Source organism: Lactobacillus kimbladii, from assembly GCF_000970755.1.
GTDB lineage: Bacteria > Bacillota > Bacilli > Lactobacillales > Lactobacillaceae > Lactobacillus > Lactobacillus kimbladii.
The window spans coordinates 1,905,228-1,926,998 of record NZ_KQ034007.1 but is presented as its reverse complement, the minus strand read 5'-3'; the positions used below and the strand labels follow the sequence as shown (position 1 = coordinate 1,926,998).

27 protein-coding genes and 1 riboswitch are annotated in these 21,771 nt (G+C 37.2%); of the genes, 19 read left to right on the top strand and 8 right to left on the bottom strand.

Annotation, left to right across the window (positions count from 1 at the left end):
* Window positions 1–3 precede the first annotated feature (3 nt).
* From JF75_RS09345 to JF75_RS10845, 4 genes are all read left to right on the top strand, one after another.
* Entirely contained in the window at window positions 4–441 is a 438-nt protein-coding gene (locus JF75_RS09345; RefSeq protein WP_046332776.1) for a tetratricopeptide repeat protein, read from the top strand.
* Window positions 442–486: 45 nt separating this feature from the next.
* The gene (locus JF75_RS09340) at window positions 487–1,329 is read left to right on the top strand and encodes a class II fructose-bisphosphate aldolase (protein WP_046332775.1); all 843 of its coding nucleotides are present in this window, start codon (window positions 487–489) and stop codon (window positions 1,327–1,329) included.
* A gap of 5 nt (window positions 1,330–1,334) precedes the next feature.
* On the top strand, window positions 1,335–1,943 hold the full coding sequence (locus JF75_RS09335; protein WP_071196439.1) for a P-loop nucleotide/nucleoside kinase family protein: 609 nt from the start codon (window positions 1,335–1,337) through the stop codon (window positions 1,941–1,943).
* 114 nt (window positions 1,944–2,057) lie between these two features.
* Window positions 2,058–2,318, top strand: coding sequence for a hypothetical protein (locus tag JF75_RS10845; RefSeq protein ID WP_141639334.1), 261 nt, complete (start codon window positions 2,058–2,060; stop codon window positions 2,316–2,318).
* Window positions 2,319–2,420: 102 nt separating this feature from the next.
* Here JF75_RS10845 and JF75_RS09325 read toward each other — a convergent pair whose 3' ends face one another.
* Together JF75_RS09325 and JF75_RS09320 are read right to left on the bottom strand one after the other, a co-directional pair.
* Window positions 2,421–2,738: a type II toxin-antitoxin system PemK/MazF family toxin gene (locus JF75_RS09325; RefSeq protein WP_046332774.1), complete on the bottom strand. Its 318-nt coding sequence runs from the start codon at window positions 2,736–2,738 to the stop codon at window positions 2,421–2,423.
* Between the two features lie 12 nt (window positions 2,739–2,750).
* A complete protein-coding gene (locus JF75_RS09320; protein ID WP_046332773.1) occupies window positions 2,751–3,023 on the bottom strand; it encodes a type II toxin-antitoxin system RelB/DinJ family antitoxin in 273 nt (90 codons plus the stop codon).
* Window positions 3,024–3,292: 269 nt separating this feature from the next.
* On the opposite strand from JF75_RS09320, the gene JF75_RS09315 reads away from it, so the two are divergent.
* Genes JF75_RS09315 through JF75_RS09300 form a run of 4 tightly spaced genes read left to right on the top strand, consistent with a single transcriptional unit; the run spans window position 3,293 to window position 5,728 of the window.
* Complete coding sequence (locus JF75_RS09315) at window positions 3,293–3,754, top strand: LytTR family DNA-binding domain-containing protein (protein WP_046332772.1); 462 nt, start codon at window positions 3,293–3,295, stop codon at window positions 3,752–3,754.
* A complete protein-coding gene (locus JF75_RS09310) occupies window positions 3,754–4,515 on the top strand; it encodes a LiaF transmembrane domain-containing protein (protein WP_046332771.1) in 762 nt (253 codons plus the stop codon). Before JF75_RS09315 ends, JF75_RS09310 begins: the two co-directional genes overlap by 1 nt.
* Before the next feature lie 15 nt (window positions 4,516–4,530).
* A complete protein-coding gene (locus JF75_RS09305; RefSeq protein ID WP_046332770.1) occupies window positions 4,531–4,866 on the top strand; it encodes a hypothetical protein in 336 nt (111 codons plus the stop codon).
* Window positions 4,867–4,888: 22 nt separating this feature from the next.
* Window positions 4,889–5,728 carry a hypothetical protein gene (locus JF75_RS09300; RefSeq protein ID WP_046332769.1) on the top strand — a complete coding sequence of 280 codons (840 nt, stop codon included), beginning with the start codon at window positions 4,889–4,891 and terminating at the stop codon, window positions 5,726–5,728.
* Window positions 5,729–5,775: 47 nt separating this feature from the next.
* On the opposite strand, the gene JF75_RS09295 is transcribed toward JF75_RS09300, so the two are convergent.
* Window positions 5,776–6,507, bottom strand: coding sequence for a LysR family transcriptional regulator (locus JF75_RS09295; protein WP_052726918.1), 732 nt, complete (start codon window positions 6,505–6,507; stop codon window positions 5,776–5,778).
* A gap of 104 nt (window positions 6,508–6,611) precedes the next feature.
* Between JF75_RS09295 and gap the strand changes: the two genes are divergently transcribed.
* Window positions 6,612–7,631 (top strand): type I glyceraldehyde-3-phosphate dehydrogenase, encoded by a 1,020-nt coding sequence (gene gap / locus JF75_RS09290; protein ID WP_046332768.1) that lies wholly within the window; start codon window positions 6,612–6,614, stop codon window positions 7,629–7,631.
* A 101-nt stretch (window positions 7,632–7,732) separates the two neighbouring features.
* Here the strand turns inward: gap and thiE are convergent, their stop codons facing one another.
* The 3 genes from thiE to thiM are packed head-to-tail and all read right to left on the bottom strand — an operon-like array spanning window position 7,733 to window position 10,012.
* A complete protein-coding gene (gene thiE, locus JF75_RS09285) occupies window positions 7,733–8,398 on the bottom strand; it encodes a thiamine phosphate synthase (RefSeq protein ID WP_379859268.1) in 666 nt (221 codons plus the stop codon).
* Between the two features lie 10 nt (window positions 8,399–8,408).
* Window positions 8,409–9,212 carry a bifunctional hydroxymethylpyrimidine kinase/phosphomethylpyrimidine kinase gene (gene thiD, locus JF75_RS09280; protein WP_046332766.1) on the bottom strand — a complete coding sequence of 268 codons (804 nt, stop codon included), beginning with the start codon at window positions 9,210–9,212 and terminating at the stop codon, window positions 8,409–8,411.
* Between the two features lie 11 nt (window positions 9,213–9,223).
* Window positions 9,224–10,012: a hydroxyethylthiazole kinase gene (gene thiM / locus JF75_RS09275; RefSeq protein ID WP_046332765.1), complete on the bottom strand. Its 789-nt coding sequence runs from the start codon at window positions 10,010–10,012 to the stop codon at window positions 9,224–9,226.
* A gap of 75 nt (window positions 10,013–10,087) precedes the next feature.
* A riboswitch (TPP riboswitch) is annotated at window positions 10,088–10,186 on the bottom strand.
* 199 nt (window positions 10,187–10,385) lie between these two features.
* Between thiM and tenA the strand changes: the two genes are divergently transcribed.
* From tenA to JF75_RS10620, 6 genes are all read left to right on the top strand, one after another.
* Complete coding sequence (tenA, locus tag JF75_RS09270; RefSeq protein WP_046332764.1) at window positions 10,386–11,045, top strand: thiaminase II; 660 nt, start codon at window positions 10,386–10,388, stop codon at window positions 11,043–11,045.
* Window positions 11,046–11,151: 106 nt separating this feature from the next.
* Window positions 11,152–11,391 (top strand): hypothetical protein, encoded by a 240-nt coding sequence (locus tag JF75_RS09265; RefSeq protein WP_046332763.1) that lies wholly within the window; start codon window positions 11,152–11,154, stop codon window positions 11,389–11,391.
* Between the two features lie 123 nt (window positions 11,392–11,514).
* Complete coding sequence (locus JF75_RS09260) at window positions 11,515–11,931, top strand: hypothetical protein (RefSeq protein WP_046332762.1); 417 nt, start codon at window positions 11,515–11,517, stop codon at window positions 11,929–11,931.
* 1,162 nt (window positions 11,932–13,093) lie between these two features.
* Window positions 13,094–13,516 carry a helix-turn-helix domain-containing protein gene (locus JF75_RS10450; RefSeq protein ID WP_084600369.1) on the top strand — a complete coding sequence of 141 codons (423 nt, stop codon included), beginning with the start codon at window positions 13,094–13,096 and terminating at the stop codon, window positions 13,514–13,516.
* Window positions 13,509–14,204, top strand: coding sequence for a Fic/DOC family protein (locus JF75_RS09250; RefSeq protein ID WP_071196438.1), 696 nt, complete (start codon window positions 13,509–13,511; stop codon window positions 14,202–14,204). Before JF75_RS10450 ends, JF75_RS09250 begins: the two co-directional genes overlap by 8 nt.
* A 262-nt stretch (window positions 14,205–14,466) precedes the next feature.
* Window positions 14,467–14,604: a hypothetical protein gene (locus JF75_RS10620; RefSeq protein WP_167334219.1), complete on the top strand. Its 138-nt coding sequence runs from the start codon at window positions 14,467–14,469 to the stop codon at window positions 14,602–14,604.
* 249 nt (window positions 14,605–14,853) lie between these two features.
* Here JF75_RS10620 and JF75_RS09240 read toward each other — a convergent pair whose 3' ends face one another.
* Both JF75_RS09240 and thiD (JF75_RS09235) read right to left on the bottom strand, forming a co-directional pair.
* Window positions 14,854–15,531, bottom strand: coding sequence for a type 1 glutamine amidotransferase (locus JF75_RS09240; RefSeq protein ID WP_046332761.1), 678 nt, complete (start codon window positions 15,529–15,531; stop codon window positions 14,854–14,856).
* Between the two features lie 65 nt (window positions 15,532–15,596).
* A complete protein-coding gene (thiD, locus tag JF75_RS09235; RefSeq protein WP_046332760.1) occupies window positions 15,597–16,409 on the bottom strand; it encodes a bifunctional hydroxymethylpyrimidine kinase/phosphomethylpyrimidine kinase in 813 nt (270 codons plus the stop codon).
* A gap of 147 nt (window positions 16,410–16,556) precedes the next feature.
* On the opposite strand from thiD (JF75_RS09235), the gene glpK reads away from it, so the two are divergent.
* From glpK to JF75_RS09215, 4 genes are all read left to right on the top strand, one after another.
* Window positions 16,557–18,059, top strand: a complete 1,503-nt coding sequence (glpK, locus tag JF75_RS09230) for a glycerol kinase GlpK (protein WP_046332759.1) — start codon at window positions 16,557–16,559, stop codon at window positions 18,057–18,059.
* Between the two features lie 26 nt (window positions 18,060–18,085).
* Window positions 18,086–18,859, top strand: coding sequence for a tyrosine-protein phosphatase (locus JF75_RS09225; RefSeq protein ID WP_046332758.1), 774 nt, complete (start codon window positions 18,086–18,088; stop codon window positions 18,857–18,859).
* A 12-nt stretch (window positions 18,860–18,871) separates the two neighbouring features.
* The gene (locus tag JF75_RS09220; protein WP_046332757.1) at window positions 18,872–19,822 is read left to right on the top strand and encodes a LacI family DNA-binding transcriptional regulator; all 951 of its coding nucleotides are present in this window, start codon (window positions 18,872–18,874) and stop codon (window positions 19,820–19,822) included.
* A gap of 280 nt (window positions 19,823–20,102) precedes the next feature.
* A complete protein-coding gene (locus tag JF75_RS09215) occupies window positions 20,103–21,770 on the top strand; it encodes an alpha-glucosidase (RefSeq protein ID WP_046332756.1) in 1,668 nt (555 codons plus the stop codon).
* Window position 21,771 lies beyond the last annotated feature (1 nt).

The following is a 21,771-nucleotide window of genomic DNA, read 5'->3' as shown; positions in this document are numbered from 1 at the left end:
ATAATGTCGTTTTGGTCGAAAATTTTTAAATCTAATGCAACGGAAAATAATTCGGCTGCAGATAAAGAAACTAATGAAACAAGTAGCCAGTTAACAGAAGATGAAAAGCAACAAATCAAGAGTCAAATCAAAGACTTAACTGAACAACTTAATGACAATGACTCAGAGTCAGTAGCAAGTAATAAACAAAAGGCCACTATTTTAACCCAGTTAGGGCAGAACTATCAAAAGTTGGGTAATGTTGATGATGCTATTGATGCTTATGAAAAAAGCTTGAAACTCAACGAGGATTTTGGTCCTGCTTTTGATGGTTTGCTTAAACTTTATGATAGTAAACGGCAAAAAGCTGCTTATGCTAAAAATAATGATGAAATACAAAAATGGCTCAACAAGGGTGACGAATTGACGGCATTATCTAAAAAAATAATGCGTTCTAAATAAATTTCTGGATTATATAGTTGAGATTATCAATTAAAAGGAGAAAAAATGGCTTATAAAACGTTAAAAGAAGTACTAAAAGAAGCAGAAGAAATGGATTTCACAGTTGGTGCTTTTAATGCTCATAACTTGGAAATGGTTCCGGCTATGATTGAAGCTGCGCACGAAGAAGGTGCTCCTATTATTATTCAAACTTCTGTTGGTACGGCTGATACGGAGGGAATGAGAAACTTTGTAGCTGTTTGCAAAAGCATGGCAGAACACGAAGCAGTAGATGTTGTGCTCCACTTAGATCATGCCCGTGATATTAAAGACATTGAAAGGGCAATTGCAGCCGGATACAGTTCGGTTATGTTTGACGGTTCATTACTTTCATTTAAGGAAAACATTGCCAAAACTAAGCGAGTTGTAGAATATGCCCATAAACGCGGTGTCTCAGTTGAGGGTGAAATTGGAACGATCGGTGGAACTGAAGAGGGTTTTACCGTTAAAGAAGGAAACTATACTCGTCCTGAAGATGCTATTAAATTCTTGCAAGAATGTGACGTTGATGCCTTAGCTGTCGGCGTTGGTACACATCACGGGCAATTTCAATCTAAAACCGAATTGAACTTCCCACTTATTGAAGAATTGCATAGTAAACTGGATAAGCCAATGGTTATTCATGGTGGAACGGGAGTTAACGAGGAAGATTACCATAGACTGACCGAAAATGGTATTCGCAAGTTTAATGTCGGTACTGAACTATTAGTTTCATGGACGAAGAAAGCAAAAGAGATGTTTGGCAAAACAGAAGTTAATGAATCTCTGAGAAATAACATTATTCCATGTAACGAAAGCGTTCATAACATTATTAAACATAAAATTGAATTATTCATGAATAAAGGGTGATCTCGTTGAAAAAAACGATGTTGCTTTTAGCCGGCTGTCCTGGCACCGGCAAATCTTACTTGGCAAAACTGATATGCGAAGCCATTCCTGATTATTTTAATGAGGTTTCTATAGATCTGTTTAAAGAGCAGCTTTATGAAAGTAAAGGTTTTGATAATCCGTCTGAAAAAACAGAGTTAGATAATCAAGCATATAATATGTTTTACCAAAATGTCGCAAGCTTTATGCAAAAAGGTCAATCAATTATTTCTGATTACCCATTTTCCTATCGCCAGCACGATACCTTAGAAAAATTAGCTAACAAGTATCATTTTCAAGTAATTACAATTACGCTGACCTGTGATTCAGACATTTTATATGAAAGGCAAAGAAAACGTGATCTGGATCCTGAGCGTCCTTTAGGATTCATAATGAACCATTATCATAAAGGTGATACTTTGACCGACAGGACAAAAATGGATATTCAAAAAACAAAACAGGAATTTGAAAGCTTCAATAAAAAAAGGGGATATTCAACTTTTAAATTAGGTAAAACAATTTTTCTTAATGTTTCTGATTTTAGTAAAGTTGATTATGACGGTACAGTTGCTAAGCTAAAAAGCTGGGTTAACTAGGTACAATTTTTACTTCTTAAATATTTTGCTTAATATTCATTTAAAAATAGTATTTTAGCCGTATTTCGTATTAAAACGAATTATGGCTTTTGTGGTTCGGATTTGGGCGACTGTTTGATTTTCGGTAAAATTGCCGGTCAAAATGCAGCCCATCCTAAAGACGATATCGCAGAAGTTAATGTACCTTCTCCTAAGCATGAAAAGCCGTTAAAGCCACGTCCACTTGCTTCTGATATTAAGAAAGAAGAGTTTCCAACTGGGTCTGAACAATATATCGGCAAATCTACTAAAGGAATGGGGGATAAAATAGTTGTCAGAGTAACAGCCGATAAGCAAAAGAATCAAAATCAAACTAAAAGGACTAACTCCGCTTGAATATCGTCAGTTAGTCCTCAGTTAATAGCTAATATAAAGTGTCCTAATTTTGGGGTTCACATCAAAACTCAGTGCCTTTTTCATACTTGTCCTTGTTGTTCTCTACCACATAAATTTCTTAAGATTATTCAAATCAGTTACCGTTAAGTTACCAATACCTTTTAGTCTTGTTTTATCAATTCTTAGCTGATAACGTTTATTACAGTCTATCCACGATTCCTTGTTAAGGCCAGATTTTTGCCAATCGATAATTTTAGCATACTTTGCGCGAATGTGTTTTGATTTATTTTGATATTTACTGGTAATTTTAAATACATAATAAAATTCAGCATCCTGCTCAATGTATAAAACTGGCCGACTTTTTCCGTTTGGTACATCTTCATATTCAAGGTATGTTATAAAAATATCGCCCAAATTCATTAACTGGTCTCCTTAATCTGCGAAAAAGTCAGCTATTTCTTTAGAGGTTTCAACCTTTTGTGCAGGAATTTTACGACTAGCTGCAATAATTTCATCTTTTAGATGGTCATAGTCGTCAACTGAAAATGCTACGGGTAGTTTACCTTTGTCAGCAATCTGTGTAAGCATCATTGAAATCACATCATTAGGTTTAAGACCAATTTTTCTGATAACTAGCTCTGCAGTATCCGCTATTTGTTTGTCTATATTAACAGAGTATCTTTTAGTAACAATCTTAGTTGTCATAATTTGCCTCCCGAAATTATTTTATTACATAAATAATATCATAAAAATACCTAAAATAGCATATTTTAGGTATTTTTGATAAGTTTTAGTCTAAAATTGTCTTAAATAAAATACTATATTAAAACTAACTTTGAATTTTTCTGCTTCTTCTGAATCAAAAAAATATGCCACTTAGTTTCTTATAATTACCACTTAGTCAAAAGTGCTAGATTTTACATAAAAATAAGAGTTTAATTAAATCATCAAGTGATGAAGGGCAGGTGAGAAGCGTGAAAATAAAAATAGAACTGAATCCGGATATGGAAGATGACGATACCAGTGTAACAATTCATGCTAAAGCTGTAACGTCAGAAGTTGAACAGATATACCGACAGTTGCAAGGTATCAGTGAACATCCTGACCAGATAGAAGGCAAAAAAGATAATGTGTCCTATTACTTGAGCATGAATGAGATTTTATTTTTTGAAACAGAAGATAAACAGGTGATTGCACATACTGCCAAGGATGCCTTTACCGTAGACTACAAACTCTATGAACTAGAAAATTTGTTAAATAATCAGTTCATGCGGGTATCTAAGTCAACAATTTTAAATTTAAATCAAATTTATGCGTTAACACGTTCGATTTCTAACTGTAAGATTAATTTTCGCGATTCTTATAAAACTGTCTATGTTTCACGTCACTACTATCACAATTTGAATGATAGGTTAAACGAGAGAAGGTCATCATAATGAAAAAATTTAAACTTAGAGAAGTATTTTGGGGCATTGCTCTAGTAGCAGCTGCCGTATTCTTAGTCCTTAATCAGCTGCATCTGCTTTCATTTCATTTAAAAGTAAGCATGATTATTTGGACGATAATATTCGGAGCAGCACTGATCGAAAGCGTGGCTAATAAAAGTTTGTTTGGTACAACTTTTTCCATTGCCTTTTTATTAATTGTTTACGCTGAACCCTTGCATATTACCAAAATTGTACCGTGGACGGTCTTAGTGGCGGCGTTATTAATTTATTTAGGCTTAACGCTGATTTTTAAGAGAAGCTGGTTTCCCAGGATAGTCTATTTTAACCAAAAAAAAGACGGCAAATGGAAGAACTTTAGCAATAATCGCTCAAGAATTGATAATAACGTATTCAGTAGCGGTACTGGAAAAGTTGATGGCGAAGATATAGTAATCAATCAGCGCTTGTCATCAGTTTCGCGCTACGTTCATTCACAAAATTTACGCAGTATAACAATTAATTCTTCTTTGGGTGAAGTAGAAGTCTACCTTGATCAAGCTAAAGCTGCAGGCGATGTAGTGACCGTTGACATTAATGGCACTATGGGTGAGATTGAAATTTACGTTCCAACTTCATGGAAAGTCAACAGTGATAACTTAAACCTAGCTCTGGGAGAATTAGATATTAATGACGAATCTACCGGTGACGGTCCTACATTAATGCTAACTGGGCATTTCAGCATGGGTGATGTGGAAGTTAATTATATTTAACTTGGGGAAAATAAAATGGTTAATTTAAAACAATTACATGATTATGTCAAAGAAAATTATGAAGCCGGAAACTATAAAGAAGCTGAAAAAGCGTATAAAAAATGGCGTGATACCAATGATTATACCTATAATGCAGCAAAAACAACTGTGAAAAAGAGTTCTCTCAGTGATTATCAAATGGGTTATGAACAAGCCAAAAAGGACTATGCAGAGAGTCATTCTTTCAAGGATTTTCCTAAAAAAGGTGTTAACTTAGTTAATCGTGTTACCCAGAATAAAGCAATTGAAATAGAACGCTACATTGACGGCTACAATGATGCCAAGGCCAAAATTTTACGGGCGAAAAAATAGTCCATAAAGGAGATTATTAATTATGTATGGCTCATTATTAGCCAATGTAAGTCCAGATAGAAAAATTAAGGAAGCTGTAGAACAATTTCCTCAACATACACAAGCCTATTATCTCGAAAATAAGCCAGTCGGGTTAATGACCTGTTGGCAAAATGCTTTTCACCCTTATTCCTTAAATTTTGCGGGCTATCTTGCACCTAAATTAACCAGCGGTGAACAAATGCAGGTTTATGAGCAAATATTGACAGATTTAAAGGCAAAAGCCCAAAAGAATCACCAAAACGCATTAATTACTTATGATTATGCACCGCAATTACTCTTTAATGCCATTGGTCAAAAAAATGGTTTTAAATTAATCAGAACTACTGTAGAACCCCAGATGCCCTTGAAAAGGGTACTGAAAAATATTCTGATAGATACTGATTTACAGTTGATCACTCTACACGAAATAAAAAAAGATTCTGTAATGATGAATAAGCTGGCACAAGTGAGTTTCTCCGATTATCAAAAAAATCATTTAGCAAATCCGGTTGCAAAGATACCTCTTAGTGAGTGGAGCAAAACCATTTTCACTGATCAACTTGAACACGCCCCCTTAGCACTAATTGCTGCTGGACAAATTAAGGCTTATTGCTTTTCTTTTGAGGATACCCCTCAAGAATTGACTTTAGGATGGATGGGTGCTGTTAAGCCTAATTTATTAGACCAGTTGCAACAGCAATTGCTAAATTGGGCACAAGCAAAATATCAAACTTTAAGTGGTGAATTTGATTCTACAGACCCATTAGCAACGCGGACTTACAGCAAATATGCGTTTAATCTGTGCCCAATTTATGAAACGTATTTAAAGAAACTGAACTAGAAATTTAAAAGACACCGTTATTCAACTAATGGCGTCTTTTTACTTGTCTATAATTGGTAGCGGTAAAAATAATAGGGGATATTCCAACTTTGCGAATTAGCTGCAACTAAATCATCATTCATTAAGTATTTAGGCAATAATGCAGTTGCCTGGCCTTTTTTGACCAGCTCTAAAATCATTTCCAGCGAATCAATTTCAGTGACGCTGTTTTTATTCTGCGTTAATTTGAGAGTCAAGTTACGAAACGGACAATTTATGTCTGCGTTTATGGCAACCGGTACATTTTTACTTTCCTGCTTTTTGCCTTTTAAAAAACAGGCTTGTAAATGACTTTTCTTGATTAACGAATATTGGGGTAAAGTGATCGGAGTAAAGGCCCAGACCATGTCATAGGGATGCTTAGTTAATAATTCTTGAATTTCATTAGTACTTTTAATAATGACTTCATATTGATCAAGTGCAAACTGTTTCTTTTGGGTAATAACATAGCCAAAAAGCAACTCAGAGATTAAAACTTTGGGTTTGTTACTGGTTAAATCGTCTTTTAAATTCTGATAGTTTTGTAGTGCCTTAGTCGCAAAATGATACATTTTTTGCCCATTTTTAGTTGGTCTGACCCCTAAATTAGAACGCACAAAAAGTGGCGTTTTCAGTTCTCGCTCCATTGTTTTGAGCCTGGCCGTAATATTGGATTGAGTGTAGCCCAGTTTTAATGCCGCTTTATTCAGTGATCTAGTTTCATAAATTGTTTGGTAAATATATAAATCGTTAAAATTCATAATACTCCATATCATTAAAAGTGATAACCCTATTACAATCTCGGATTATGCAAGGTGATTTAGTTTTAATATACTAATTTTGTAATCTAAAGGGGGAACTTATTATGACTACAAAAATTGGTATTAATGGTTTTGGTCGCATTGGTCGGCTTGCTTTACGGCGAATTTATGAAGTGGCCAGTGACGACATCGAAATTGTCGCAATCAACGACTTAACCTCACCAGCTATGTTAGCACATTTATTAAAATATGATACTGCGCATGGTCAATTTAACCATGAAGTAACTGCTACAACTAATAGTATTGTAATTGATGGTAAAAATATTCCGGTTTATGCGGAAAGAGATGCCAGCCAAATTCCGTGGGTTAAAAACGACGGAGTTAAAATAGTACTTGAATGTACCGGATTTTACACCTCAACCGCAAAATCACAGGCTCATCTTGATGCCGGTGTTAAAAGAGTATTAATTTCTGCTCCCGCAGGCAATATGAAAACTATTGTCTATAGCGTAAATGATGATCAACTAACTGACTCTGATCAAATTATTTCCGCAGGCTCATGTACCACTAATTGTTTAGCACCATTAGCTCAGGCAATGAACGATGAATTTGGCATTCAAGTGGGAATTATGTCTACAACGCATGCCTACACAGCTTCACAAATGTTGCAGGATGGCCCTGATCGTGGTGGCAACGTCCGTAATGCTCGTGCCGCTGTCGCTAATGTTATTCCGCATTCAACTGGAGCAGCTAAAGCTATTGGACTAGTTATACCTGAACTGGATGGCAAACTTACGGGTATTGCGCAACGAGTCCCTGTTATTTCTGGTTCTATTACTGAACTAGCTGCTATTTTAAGAGAAAAAGTTACGGTTGAAGAATTTAACGCTAGAATTAAAAAGCATACTGAAGGCAATGCTTCTTTTGGCTATAATGACGACCAAATTGTGTCATCAGATATTATTGGCACTGAATTTGGTTCGGTCTTTGATCCAACTCTTACCCAGGTTGAAACTGGAGATAATGGGGTACAGCTAGTCAAAGGTTACGCATGGTATGATAATGAGTCCGGTTTTGTAGCCCAAATGATCAGAACACTGCAAAAGATTGCCCAGTTAGGTTAATTATCAATATAACTCATATTTTTACAATTAAAGACTGTTTATCATCAATAAAAAAATGGTTCTGTCCAGTGCAGAATCATTTTTTGTGTCTTTAAAATATGCTAGTCATTTTTCATCCATGGTGCTGTAAGCATTTGACTAACGGTTTGCTTAATATCATTGCTTTGGGCAATCAAAGAAATTACTGCAGCTCCAGCTGCTTTAGTTTTAGCAATTGCTTCTAAGTCGCTAGCAGTAATCCCACCAATAGCAACAATTGGCCGAGCAGTATTTTTAACCAGTTGGCTTAAGCCGACAATACCAATTTCGGGATCAGCGTCACTTTTAGATTGGGTGGCATAAATGGGTCCACTGCCATAATAATCAATTCCACTAATTTTATTGGCTTGTTCAACTTGAGTTAAATTCGAGCAAGAATAGCCGATAATCATTTGACTGCCAACTTCTTTAATGACCTGTCTTATTTCTTCATCACTTTGACCAACATGGACACCTTCGGCATGAACTTGTTGTGCGAGCTGAACATCATCGTCAATGAAGAAAGGCACGTGATACGTTTGACACAATTGGTGCAGCTTTTGTGCCATGGGGAGTCTCTCGGCTTCACTTAAAGTTGAATTAGAACCCTTGTCCCGAAATTGAAAAGCAGTAATACCTGCAGCAAGTGCTTCTGCGACAATGCCCGGTAATGTTTTACCTTCTGGAACGTCTTGACTGCCACAAATAAAGTAAGCATGTAAAAAATCAGTGTTAAAGTCTTTCATTATTTCTCCTAAATTACTGAGCCCAATGATTTAAAGGGCCATGACCATGACCAACTTGAATAGTTTCCTTAATAGTTTTGGTAACGTACTTTTTAGCAATTTTAATTGCTGACGGTAAACTTTGACCTAAAGCCAGCTGGGCTGTAATTGCTGCGGCTAAGGTATCACCGGTACCGTGAGTGCGCTCGGTATGTATTCTGGAACTGCTGACCCAAAGATCGGAACCATCAGCAAATAAAGCATAATCTTTTACTTGCTCGCTACTTGCGTGGCCGCCTTTAATTAGCACATTTTTAACGCCTATGTCTTGTAATTTATGAGCTAATTTTGGATATTGGCTTTGATCTTGTACCTTAATGCCAGTTAAAGTTTCTGCTTCTGGCAAGTTAGGTGTGATTAAATCGGCTAAAGGCAGCAATTCGTTTTTAACGGTAGCGACAGCATCTTGACTTAATAATGGTGCGCCACCCTTAGCAACCATCACTGGATCTATCGTAATAGGACCAAAGTCATACTTTTGCAAATTGAGTGCAACTTGGTGAACGTGAGCCGCATCGCCCAACATTCCCGTTTTACAAGCACGAATATGAAAATCTTCTGCTAGAGATGCAAATTGGGCATCGATCATTTCTAAGGGCAGTAAAAAAGATTTTTGGACGCCCAAAGTGTTTTGTGCTGTCACTGCCACGACCACTGCTGTCCCAAACACCTTTTGCATTTGAAAAGTTTTTAAGTCAGCCATGATCCCGGCACCACCACCAGAATCTGTACCGGCAATGGTTAAAACTTGGGGAAAAGAATTAATTTTTTCAGTCATCATAAAGTTCCTTAATCAAAATCAGCAATTTGCTTAATATCAGCGACTGTTACTTTATACAAATAATCCATGAGATACATGCCAAAAGTAGCGGGCCCGACATTGGGATGATCTTTAACTACTAATTGACCAGCGCAACTGAAAACTAAAGCACCTATTTGTGCTGCTTCAAACGGATCATCAGTGACTGCTGTAAAAGCTGTCACAATACTGGTTAACATGTCACCAGAACCCACATGGGTTTTAAAAAGGGGTGAACCATTATGAACATGGGCTATTCTTTTACCGTCGCTAATTGTATCTGTGGAGCCGCTGGCAATGACCGTACAATGATATTTCTGAGCAGTTTTCATAGCAATTTCATCAATATCACCAGAGCCGGAGCCTGCATCAATGCCCTTTGAACTCCAATCAAAGCCACCTAAGGCAGCTATTTCACCAATATTGCCCCGAATAATACTGGTATGAAAAGCCCATAAAAGTTTATCTGTGATTTTATAACGATACTCTACGGCACCAACGGCTACAGGATCAAATACTATGGGTTTATTGTATTGGCGTGCCAAATCTTCCACTTTTTTAATGTGGTTAATTTGCTCTTTGGTTAAACAGCCAATATTAACTGCTATGGCGGAAGCCATTCGCACTATTTCTTCGGCTTCAGCGACCTCATTGCTCATAATTGGCGAAGCACCAATAGCATTAACGGCATTGGCCACATCTTGAACTGTTACAAAATTAGCAATGTTGAAAATAACCGGGTTTTCTGCTCGCAATTTGTCTAATAATTCTAACTGCATTTTATTACTCCTAATTTAATATCCTTAAAATTTTTGACTAATAAAAAAACTTTGGCATATGGAAATGCCAAAGCTAAAGCAGTTTTGACACGTTCCTACGCAAGTATTAACTTACAGGTTCAAAGGGTCTGAAAAATTTTCATCTCAGCCTAAAAGGCACCCCTCGTGTTATCGCTTACAATTATAGCGTATTTTATTGCTTATGACAATGCTAGGTTAATAAAGATAATATTTGTTTATGTCATAAGTACTAGAATTTTAGTTATTATTAAAAATGTGCTAAAAAGCAAAAAAAGGATAGTGATTATAGTTAATTTTGAATAAAGTGTAGTTAGTAATAATTAACAATTATTTAATTTGGAGGAGAATAATCATGAATTTCACTGATCGACTACACGAAGCGGGGAAGGCATTGTGGCATAAAAGTATGGTGCATCCATTTATTAAGGAATTGCAAAGTGGCGAACTTCCAATTGCAACTTTTAAATTTTATCTGTTGCAGGATCGCTATTATTTAAGAGAATTCAGCAAGTTGCATAAATTAATTGCGGCAAAAACGGATAATCAGGAAGTAAAGGAATTTTTACTGGCAGGGGCACAAGACTTGAAAGATGTCGAAATATCAGTGCGAGGCCATTTTTTTGAAGAATTAAACATAACTGCGTCTGAAATTGCTGAAACTCCGGTGGCGCCAACAGCTTATAACTACGTTAACCATATGCATATGACATTAAATCGATCTGGTGTTAAACCAGCGGTTGCAGCACTTTTACCATGTTACTGGCTCTATCAGGAAATTGGCGAAAAAATGGCAGAAAAGGGCTCACCGGTTTCTTATTATCAGGAATGGATTGATACTTATGATGGCGAATGGTATGGCGCCAACGTAGCCAAAATGCTGCATTTAACCAACTCTTTGGCTGAAAGTGCGACTAATGAAGAACTTGAGCAAATGCAAACTGCGTTTGTGCGCAGCAGCTATTATGAATTGCAGTTTTGGCAGATGGCTTATGAAAAGCAAGATTGGAAGTAACTTCTGTAAAAACCGCTTTTATTTTATTCTTACTTGTCTTTAGTCAATTTCATAATAAAATTTTGATATTGGACAATGTAATTATTGTTCAAAGTCCCAGGAAAGTGTGCAACTTGGAGAAAATAATGTAGATTTACCTAGTACTGTTAATGGTGATTTAGGAATTTCTAAAATGTGGGTTACTAGTGGCAGCATATATTATGCACTAAAAGCAACTGATCTTAAACCTGTATTTCTAGTCTATAATTGGTCTAGAGAGCTAACAATGCACTACTATGCTAGTGGAAGCAAAAAAGCAAGAACCGTCAGTTATAGTGCTCGCGGTATAGGCCGATGCCAAACTTAGTCGCAATATTCTTATTCTTGCATTCGTAGATGACATGGCTATGCCACTTTAAGCGGCAAAATTGATGGCTTCATAGGAGATATAATGTTTCCGAGCACCGCCTTTTAAATGAGAATAATAAAAATGAATGATGAACAATTTTTTAAATTAAGAAAGATACTAGATTTTTTTAAAAAGCAAGCTCCGACAGCTATTATTGAAGAGAATGTAAATAGCGTTGAAAATCATAAGGCAGAATCTGCTGATGAGTATAATAGGGCAAAAAGTTATCTTGGCGAAAATAATAATTCGTTTAAATCTTTTCATGTAAGTGTGGATTCAGCAAAAGATTTCTTGCGTTTATTGAATTTGCTGGGTGCAATACATGCAAATTTTAATATACGTTCAAAGCCTTTTATAATAGAAGGAGAAGAAAGCAGCAAGGCGCTAAAAAAGGAGAACGACTATTATAACCATTGGATGGAGTGTTTTTCAAACTATGAATTTATGATAGTTGATTTTGATGAAACTGCTTTAGACCAAGATCAACATTACGGTTAATTTCATTAATTCATCAAAAAGGCAGTAACTGATATGACCCCAAATTTGTCCTAAATTTTGGGGTCATATAGCTTAAGCTGCCTTTTTAGTTCAGTCATTTCGCATTGTTAAAATCATTATATTAAAAGCTAATATGCTATTATTCATCAATTTTTTTAATATAAATTAATTTTGCTTTTCTTAATATGCCACGATCTTTAAATAGAAAGCCATAATATCTATTATTAATTTTTCCGACATAATAAAGCGTATCATAAGATCCTTGATTATCAGTAGTTATTTTAACAGAAGCAATTTTTTATTATGTAAGCATTTATATGTGTCTAAGTTATATGAATATTTTCTTTTGCCAGCACTAAAATAAACGGCTTTTTCTAAAGAATTAATTCTATAATAATGTATAAAGCTTATTCCAATGCTTATAAAGAGAAATGTTAAAATAAATACAGTTATAGTTTTTGTTATTTTTTCATTTTTGCTCATTTTTAATATGTTAGGAAGAGAGAAAAAATTATGAAAACAGAATTTAAAAAATATAAACAGTCTTCTTTATTAATAGTAGCCTTAATTATATCACTTTTGGGGTTTTAAGAATTAATACCGTTTTTGCATCAAATGATAATATGCCTGAGATGAATAATACATCGGCAGAGCCTTTTGAGCTTGTTGCAATATATAAAAAATCTGATATAGACTCTAATACTTTTTCTATTATTAAAAAATATAGCAACAATTGACAACACAGTGGTTATTGAGGTCAAAGGTGACGATGTAACTCTCATTAAAATATATGGAAAATAAAGATATTCCTGAATTAGCCTACAACAAAAAAATCATTCCTTTTGTAAATAATCAAATTCGAAAATTGCAATTTTGACCACTACACCCCAATTCAGCAATTTACAGCCTGCCAAAACTATTGGTAAAGATTGGAACGATGTGCTAGTTAATAGTAAAAAACAAGAAAATTCTACTAAGCGGAGATACAATTAAATAAAGACAAAAAAGATAGTGTTGTGATTTCCAATAAGCAGGTAATACAATCCACAGGTATAGAACTTGAATAGCACTACTTTAAAATCTAATATCGCTTTTTACCATATATCACTATAAAAGTGATTAAATATGGTATAATATAAGTAAAGATATTGGAGGCTTTAAAATGAGTGCAACAATCGTTAAACTACTCAAAAGCAAAAATATAAGCGTCGCTAAAGTCGCTGAGGCCAGCAACGTCCCACTTAGTACTTTAAGAAACTCAATTGTTAAACCAATTGAGACCTGGTCAATTAGGGTCCTTAATGCCTTTGCAATCGCACTTAAAGAGAAACCAGGAGATTTACTCAATATGCTAGAAACACAACCATATATTTTAGATATAAACGATGAAACGCAGACTATCCAAGGCGTTTTCATTGCTAATAAAGAAATTTACCAACAAATTAGAACTGTCGTGGAAGTCAACCACCTGGAAGGGTGGAATCCTACAGAATCAGATATCCAGGAGTTGCTTGATGAAGCTATCCAGCCTGATCCAGTAGTAGCTGAGCGCTTTGAAGAAATTTGGGGCAAGGATAATGAGTGATTGGATTAGTGAAACCTTGTATTCAAATGGTGTCCTAAAAAATAAGCTCCATATCCATGACCCAAAGGAGTTAGAGAAAAAGGAATATGAGCTATCCGCTCGGAATGCTTTGTTCTTGTTGCAAAAAAAGCCCCAAATAAACGATATCGGAGACCTTAAGAAGGTACACCAATTCTTATTTGGTGAACTATACGATTGGGCTGGTAAATATCGCCCCGGCAATTTCAATAAAAACGGGTATGAGTTTTTTGATCATACCAGATTCGATTTTGCCGAAAAAGATATTAATAACATGCTGCACAAGCACCCCGCGGGCAAGCCTTTGGCTAACAAAGACTATGCTGAGCTGCTAGACGCAATTAATTTCATGCACCCGTTTAGAGAGGGCAACGGCCGTAGCTGCAAAGTTTTTCTTTCTGCATACGCGGCTAATCATGGCCAAGTAATTGACTATCCGCGAAGAAACAAAGAGATGATTGAAGCGCAAAATGAAGCTAACGTTGACAAAATTGCTAAACTGATTAAAGTTGAGAACACCCCCAGCCGCAATCGGGCGTTCCAAGTACTAGCCTCGCAGCAAAGTGCTGGAAAGACACTTAGCCAAGCTGAACTTGCCCAAAAATACGCTGAACAACAGAACAAAGAGCAGCAGGAGTTTGATCAAGATGAAGGCCTTGAATTAGAGTAGAAAGCAGGATAAATCAATTGAAGTATGAAGACAAATTCAGGATAACGCCTGAAAAAATAGACGCTTTGCCAAAACCAATCTAACCAAATTAGTCTTCACTAACTCACGCTTTGAAGGCCTGACTACCACCATGCCGCAAACCTAGACAATCATTGAAGGCCTGGGTGTTGACGGCATTCCAATCGATGATATTAATATTATTGTTCAATTGAAGCGAGGCTGGCAGTTTGCTATCAACGAAAAAATGCTCCTGGACTTAAGCATGGAAAAGAGGCTTAATGCGATTGTTGCCCGCGATACGGCGGCCTTTCAAGGATATTTGCGTAATGGTTCAGGCGGTGTAGCAACTTACCGGGGCGAGTTTGAACCACCTATGATTGAAGAGGGCCAGGAACAGTAATACTTAAAGCAGTTGTTAGTCAGTGATCGTATTGCCACTGATAAGGCACTGACCCTGATGTATCACAATATGCGCTAGCAAATGTTCTACGATGGTAACAAGCGAACTGCTCCAACCTGATAGTTCTGCCAAAGATAATAGATTTCAATTTTATCTTGCTTAGACAATTTAGACATAAAAATATGACCTGCGAAATTGTCTTAATTCAGGGGTCATATCATTTACTACGTCTAGTAGCTTTTTTTGCAATTAATTTGTTTTAGCTGCTATTCGCTCATCATGCCATTCAAGAATCATCTTCACTATGGCGTTGGCGACATTCAAGTTTTTAAACAATGGTCCGTGAGAGTAGGTACCAATGAAATTGCGATAACGCAGGCCTTCAACGTGGTCTTGCGGGTTGTTGCCATAACCCTCAATCATTTCTCCTAGGGGATGCAACTTATCCTGATCGTCAAAATAAGTTTGCCCGGAATGATTTTCAAAGGCCTTGACTTCGCCCCATTCACTCATGTAGCGGGTGTCGCCAATCATCCGCTTATCTGCCTTAAAAACGGTATGGAAAGGTAGAATATCTAACCCTTTGATTGTCACACCAGCATTAGTTTTGTAATAAGTACCAACGAGTTGGTAGCCACCGCAGACCCCTACCATAGGTTTGCCTGCGTTAATATATTTGGTTAAAGTTTCCTTATGACGCGGTAAATCTTTGGCAATAACAGTTTGCTCAAAATCTTGTCCGCCACCAAAAAAGACAAAGTCATAGTCAAAAGCATTGAACTCACTACCAAGAGAAATATTATCCACTTGCGTAGTATAGCCTTGCTTTTTAAGTAAAAAACTTATGATTTTAACATCTCCGGAATCACCATAGGTGTTCATCAGGTCTTCGTATAAATATGCAATCTTGATTGTTTTGTTTGCCATTGTTTACCAACCCCTATTTTCTTGTTTAAAGTATATCTTAATAGTTAGAAGTGGGCAAAGAATAGTTATTTAAGATTTTGCTGCGCTGCAAAATGGTTAATTGGACCGTATTTAGAACCAACTGCAATTGGGTGGGCGATCGCTTCATAAGTAAAATCTTTGGCAGTCTGGACACTAGCAATAATTGATTGTCCCTTGGCTAATTCAGCAGCAATTACCGCAGATAAGGTGTCACCGGTGCCATTAATTCTGTCTGTATTAATAAACGGCTTGGTAAATTCGTGAAATTTTCCGTCTGCAGTGAGTAAAATATCTGTTACTTGCGACTGCGCAGAATCATCATGACGGCCTTTCATTAAAACATTTTTGGCTCCCATATCCTGCAATTTTTTGGCTCCCTGATGAATTTCATCTTTGCTAGCTAAATTCAAACCGGTTAATTTTTTCTGCTCGTAAAAGTTAGGCGTAATAATGTCAGCCAGTGGCATTAACTGCTCAAGAAAAGCCTGGTAGGCATCGTCATCAAGCAAGGTATCACCGTGTTTAGTCATAATAACCGGATCGAGTACGATCTTACCCATATCATACTTGTGCAAATTAGCAGCAACACAGGCAATTACGTCCTTGTTAGCCAGCATACCGGTTTTAAGTGCGTCAATTTTAAAATCATCGTTTAGTACGTCAAATTGTTCCTGAATAAAAGAAATAGGCATAACTTCTTGTGCATATATACCAGTTGTATTACCAGCAACGGCAGCTGTTAAAAGCCCCATACCATATACTTGACGGGCATAAAATGAATGTAAATCAGCAGTCATCCCCGCACTGCCATCGCTGTCATTTCCTGCGATTGTTAAAGCAATAATTTCTTTTTTCATTTTTATGTATCCTCTTTTTAACCTATGCTCTATGTAACCAGTATAACTTAAAATAAGGATAATGTTATAATAATTTCTGGTAAAAGCAAGTCCGGGTAGTAAAATTAGTATAAACCGCTTTCTGTCGGAGAGGATACAAAAGACAATATGCTAAAACAATATATTATGGCAATCGATGAGGGAACTACTTCAACTAGAGCGATGATAATTGATCATCAGGGCAGAAAAATAGCTTCATCACAAAAGGAATTTCCCCAATATTTTCCTCAACCTGGTTGGGTAGAGCATAAACCTGAAGAGATTTGGCACGCAGTTCAAACAACAATTGCCAATGCGATTATTAATTCTGGTGTGCGTCCGGGGCAAATAGCAGCAATTGGTATTACTAACCAGCGTGAAACAACGGTAATTTGGGATAAAAAGACCGGCAAACCCATTTATAATGCAATTGTTTGGCAGTCACGGCAGACAACCGACTTGGCTGAAAAGTTAAAGACCGATGGCTATAGTGAATTGATCCATAAAAAGACGGGACTAATAATTGACCCGTACTTTAGTGCTACCAAAATTCGCTGGATTTTAGACCATGTTGCTGGTGCACAAGAAAAGGCCGAAAATGGTGATTTGCTTTTTGGTACAATTGACAGCTGGCTTTTGTGGAACTTAACTGATGGTGAAGTCCATGTGACTGACTACACTAATGCTTCGAGAACGATGCTGTTTAATATTCACGACTTAAAATGGGATGACGACATTTTGAAACTGCTCAATATTCCCAAAGTAATGTTGCCAGAAGTTAAGTCCAATTCTGAAATCTATGGTTATACCAAGTCTTATACCTTTTTTGGTGGTAAAGTACCAATTGCCGGTATTGCCGGAGATCAGCAGGCAGCCTTGTTTGGTCAACTGGCTTTGAAAAAAGGCATGGTTAAAAATACTTATGGTACTGGCTCCTTTATCGTGATGAATACCGGTGAGCAGCCGACAGAGTCGGACAATAATTTGTTGACGACTATTGCTTATGGCTTAAATGGTAAAATTTCCTACGCTTTAGAGGGTTCTATTTTTGTTTCGGGCAGTGCTATTCAGTGGCTGCGCGACTCGTTAAAAATGATTAAGACGGCTGCAGATTCGGAAAAAGCAGCCAGACAATCGAAGTCTGAAAATGAGGTTTACGTTGTTCCGGCTTTCACAGGTTTAGGTGCACCGTACTGGGATTCAGAAGCACGTGGCTCCGTTTTTGGAATTACACGTGGAACAAATGATAAGGATTTTATCAAGGCGACGTTGCAATCGCTGGCTTATCAAACACGGGATGTAGTGGATACGATGCAGGTTGATTCCGGCATTAAAATTCCAACCTTGCGCGTTGATGGCGGAGCGTCCAATAATGATTATTTGCTCCAATTCCAGTCAGATATCCTGGGCATTAAAATCGAACGTGCTAAAGTATTGGAAACAACTTCAATGGGCGCAGCCTTCTTGGCTGGCCTCGCAGTCGGCTATTGGCAAAATGTGGCTGAATTAAAAGATATTTTTGTTGTAGGCAAGACCTTTGAACCTCAAATGCCTGAAAGTGAAAAAGAACATTTATATCAAGGCTGGAAGAAGGCCGTAAAAGCTACTCAGGTTTTTGCACATGGTGAATAAGTTATTTAAAAAAGGGGGACAAGAAATTGGCACATGATCGAATAGTTGCACTAGATAGTCCGATGAACTTTCGTGATGTTGGCGGTTATCAAAGTGTGACTGGTAAAACAGTTAAATGGAATAAAATTTATCGTTCAGATTCGCTTAGTTCTTTAACAGCCAGGGATCAAGTTAAGTTAGCTAAAATGCGTGTCACTGTCGATTGCGATTTACGTTCTGAATACGAGAAGTCCTCTTCACCGGATATGTCTTGGCCCGATGTGGAATATGTGGACTTGCCGGTATATTCTGATAACGTCAATGATGCCCAAAACAATCGTTCAATCTACCGTTTTTTGCACCATATTCCTGATATGCACAATAATTTTATTGGTCGCATTTACCAGCAAACTCTGCTTAGTTCGCACAGTCAGGAAATGTTTGCCCGTGTTTTTGCGGAGTTGCTGGAATTGCCCGCAGATGAAGCACTGGTCTATCACTGCAGTGCTGGTAAGGACAGAACAGGAATGGTTTCGGCTTTAATATTAATGGCACTTGGAGTAGATGATGATACCATCGCCCGCGATTATTTATTAACTAACGAGTTATATGATTTTGCTGTTTCTCGCCAATTGCCAAGTAATGATGAAATTACGCAAATGGTTTCAAAAATGAATGTAACTAAAGGTGAAGGTATAGCTATTCGCGGCATTACAGAAACAGTCCGTGGCGGCTGGGGCGATTTTCCCACCTTTTTCAAAAAAGTATTGGGCTTTAATGATGATGACTTGGCTCAACTAAAACGAATGTACTTAGATTAGGGGCGAATCGTGATGGTAACCTTGCTTGATGTTGCTAAAAAAGCTAATGTTTCAAAGATGACGGTTTCTCGTGTAATTAATCATCCCGAGCAGGTAACAGAGGAACTACGTATATTGGTTGAGCAGGCGATGGATGAACTTGATTATCATCCTAATTATGTTGCCCAGGCTTTGGTAAATAAGCGTACAAATGTTGTTAAGTTTGTCACGCTGGAGGATATAGATACGACAGAGCCATATTATATGAACCTGTTATTCGGCATCGCACGTGGGTTATCTAAAAAGCAGTACGCTATCCAACTTGTTACTGATAGAGGTCAGATAGAGGATGGCAACTTTGACGGTTATCTCATTACCGGCGCCCGTTCTAGCGATTATGCTTTTTTTGACAACCTTAAAAAGCCCTTTATTTTATTTGGTGAAAATCACCATGGTTATGATTATGTGGATAATAATAATCAGTATGGTGGAGAATTAGCGACAAAATATGCACTTTCGCGGTTATACCAAAATATTATTTTCATTGGCATTGATGTCAGAGAGCCATTTGAGTATTCACGTGAAACGGGCTACGTCAATACTTTACAGAAGAATAAAAAGGTGCCTCAAATCTATCGCATTGCTAATCATAGTCACGCAGCGCAAGAAGTAATTAAAAATAATTTCCATAAGTTTCCTAAAGATACCTGTTTTATCTGTGCCAGCGATCGCATTGCTACGGGGGTAGTCAGACAATTGCTGGATGAAAAGGCTAAAGTCCCAGCTGACTTTGGTGTGATTGGCTACGATGGCGTTTTTCTCGATCAGGTTTCCAACTTAAAGTTAACTACTGTCAAACAGCCAATTTTTAAAATGGGAGAATTGCTAGCCAACATGCTCTTACGCAAAATTAATCAAAAAGGGTCTCCTCAAGGAGAGGCATTAATTAAGCCTTCCTTAGTTAAAAGAGAATCAACCAGGTAAAATATTTAAGTACAAATAGAAAATACACATAATAATCAGATATCGGACTGATTATTATGTGCTTTTTTAATGGTTAAAAAGGCTAGTCTGTGAGAATTGAAATGATATAATTGAACTCACAAAAAATGCAATAGTTTTTTAGGAAAAAACATACCTGAATATAACGAACTACGCTAATTTAATTGAACTAGCGACGATTTTTTCTGATAGCGGTAACATTGCTATTACCATTGCCTCTCACCAGCTTTCTCAGCTAAACTTTAAGTGGAGGTATAAATTTATGACGCATTGGTATGAGCATGCAATAATTTACCAAATTTATCCCAAGTCTTTTCAAGACAGTAATGATGATGGTATTGGTGATTTAAATGGAATCAGGCAGAGATTACCTTATTTACAACAGCTTGGTATTAATACTATTTGGCTAAATCCTATCTTTGTTTCCCCGCAGGTTGATAACGGCTATGATGTGGCAGATTATTTTAAAATCGATCCCCGAATGGGAACAATGAAAGACATGAAAGCTCTAATTTCTGCTTGTCATCAAGTAGGGATTCATGTGCTTTTAGATTTTGTTTTAAACCATACTTCTGATCAAAATGAATGGTTTAAAAAGGCCAAAAGTGATCCGCATAGTCAATATCGCGACTACTATATTTTTGCAGGTGCAAATAATCAGCGTCCCAATAACTGGGGCAGCTTTTTTGGCGGCAGCGTTTGGGAGCCGGACCCGGCAGGTACGGGCCAATTTTATTTCCATTTGTTCGACAAGCACATGCCCGATTTAAACTGGCGTAATCCTAAAGTAAGACAAGAAATGCTCAAAATTGCGGAATTTTGGCTGGCTCAAGGAATAGATGGCTTGCGCCTTGACGCTTTTATTCATATTGCCAAGGCAGATTTACGGCAAAGTTTTCCGGTAAAGGAAATAGCAAACGAAAACGACCAAACGATAGTTGCCGAACCCTTTTTTGCTAATTTGCCTCAAGTTCAGAAATGGCTGCGACCGTTTTGTGAGGAAATAAAAAAGGATTATCCTGAAGCTTTGCTTTTGGGGGAAGCTGCCAGCGCTAATGTTAACTTAGCAGCGGACTATACGGCAAAAGACCACCATCTTTTAGATAGTGTTGTTACTTTTCGTTACTTTAAGGATGATCAAAGACACATTGATCCCAACTTGCCTGCAGCTGTTCAGCCTAAAGGACTTGACTGGGATGCTTTTAAGAAGACGCAGGTTATTTGGCAACAAACTCTGGGGCAGGTTTCTCAACCTACACTATATTGGAGCAATCACGACATGCCGCGGCTGGCTAGCAGAATAGCAAAAACTGAAACACAGGCACGTAGCTTAGCAATGCTGATGTATTTGCAACGGGGAATCCCCATTATCTATTATGGCGAAGAATTGGGCTTAAAAAATCTGCTTTTTACTGCTAAAGAAGAGTTTAATGATCAAGAAGCGGAACGTTTTATCACGAAAGCTGCAGATTGGGGTCTAACAAAAGCGGAAGCACTAAAAATGGTCAGTCAAGCGCACAAAATGCCGGCACGAGGGCCGATGCCATGGACAGCTAAAAAGCCAAATTATGGTTTTTCAAAAGTGAGTCCGTGGCTTGAAGGGCAAAGTCAAAATAACGCTAATGTTCAGGCTGAACTGGATGACCCTGACAGTATGTTTAACTTCTACAGACAACTGCTTAGTTTGAAAAAAACGGCTTTGTTTCAATCAGGTAGTTTTTACTTGCTAGCAACCGCTAATGACAGCTACGTTTACCAGCGGGATTTAGCAAATGATAGTGCAATTGTGGCAGTTTCACTAAGCAGTCAAAAATTAAGAATTAAACTACCTAGTGAATATAGGAAAGTCATGCTAACTGCCGGACAGCATTATTTGAATAAGGATGAATTGATTTTGATGCCGTATTCTGGTGTGGTTTTAAGTAAATGAT

Excerpts from the sequence above, each read along its gene's own strand:
- JF75_RS09215 (WP_046332756.1), top strand. The coding sequence starts at position 20,103 with ATGACGCATTGGTATGAGCATGCAATAATTTACCAAATTTATCCCAAG.
- gap (WP_046332768.1), top strand. The coding sequence starts at position 6,612 with ATGACTACAAAAATTGGTATTAATGGTTTTGGTCGCATTGGTCGGCTT.
- JF75_RS10620 (WP_167334219.1), top strand. The coding sequence starts at position 14,467 with ATGGAAAAGAGGCTTAATGCGATTGTTGCCCGCGATACGGCGGCCTTT.
- JF75_RS09250 (WP_071196438.1), top strand. The coding sequence starts at position 13,509 with ATGAGTGATTGGATTAGTGAAACCTTGTATTCAAATGGTGTCCTAAAA.
- JF75_RS09220 (WP_046332757.1), top strand. The coding sequence starts at position 18,872 with ATGGTAACCTTGCTTGATGTTGCTAAAAAAGCTAATGTTTCAAAGATG.
- JF75_RS09300 (WP_046332769.1), top strand. The coding sequence starts at position 4,889 with ATGTATGGCTCATTATTAGCCAATGTAAGTCCAGATAGAAAAATTAAG.
- thiD (WP_046332760.1), bottom strand. The coding sequence starts at position 16,409 with ATGAAAAAAGAAATTATTGCTTTAACAATCGCAGGAAATGACAGCGAT.
- JF75_RS09325 (WP_046332774.1), bottom strand. The coding sequence starts at position 2,738 with ATGAATTTGGGCGATATTTTTATAACATACCTTGAATATGAAGATGTA.
- tenA (WP_046332764.1), top strand. The coding sequence starts at position 10,386 with ATGAATTTCACTGATCGACTACACGAAGCGGGGAAGGCATTGTGGCAT.
- JF75_RS09320 (WP_046332773.1), bottom strand. The coding sequence starts at position 3,023 with ATGACAACTAAGATTGTTACTAAAAGATACTCTGTTAATATAGACAAA.
- JF75_RS09260 (WP_046332762.1), top strand. The coding sequence starts at position 11,515 with ATGAATGATGAACAATTTTTTAAATTAAGAAAGATACTAGATTTTTTT.
- glpK (WP_046332759.1), top strand. The coding sequence starts at position 16,557 with ATGCTAAAACAATATATTATGGCAATCGATGAGGGAACTACTTCAACT.
- thiD (WP_046332766.1), bottom strand. The coding sequence starts at position 9,212 with ATGACTGAAAAAATTAATTCTTTTCCCCAAGTTTTAACCATTGCCGGT.
- JF75_RS09305 (WP_046332770.1), top strand. The coding sequence starts at position 4,531 with ATGGTTAATTTAAAACAATTACATGATTATGTCAAAGAAAATTATGAA.
- JF75_RS09340 (WP_046332775.1), top strand. The coding sequence starts at position 487 with ATGGCTTATAAAACGTTAAAAGAAGTACTAAAAGAAGCAGAAGAAATG.
- JF75_RS10450 (WP_084600369.1), top strand. The coding sequence starts at position 13,094 with ATGAGTGCAACAATCGTTAAACTACTCAAAAGCAAAAATATAAGCGTC.
- JF75_RS09310 (WP_046332771.1), top strand. The coding sequence starts at position 3,754 with ATGAAAAAATTTAAACTTAGAGAAGTATTTTGGGGCATTGCTCTAGTA.
- thiM (WP_046332765.1), bottom strand. The coding sequence starts at position 10,012 with ATGCAGTTAGAATTATTAGACAAATTGCGAGCAGAAAACCCGGTTATT.
- JF75_RS09295 (WP_052726918.1), bottom strand. The coding sequence starts at position 6,507 with ATGAATTTTAACGATTTATATATTTACCAAACAATTTATGAAACTAGA.
- JF75_RS09240 (WP_046332761.1), bottom strand. The coding sequence starts at position 15,531 with ATGGCAAACAAAACAATCAAGATTGCATATTTATACGAAGACCTGATG.
- JF75_RS09345 (WP_046332776.1), top strand. The coding sequence starts at position 4 with ATGTCGTTTTGGTCGAAAATTTTTAAATCTAATGCAACGGAAAATAAT.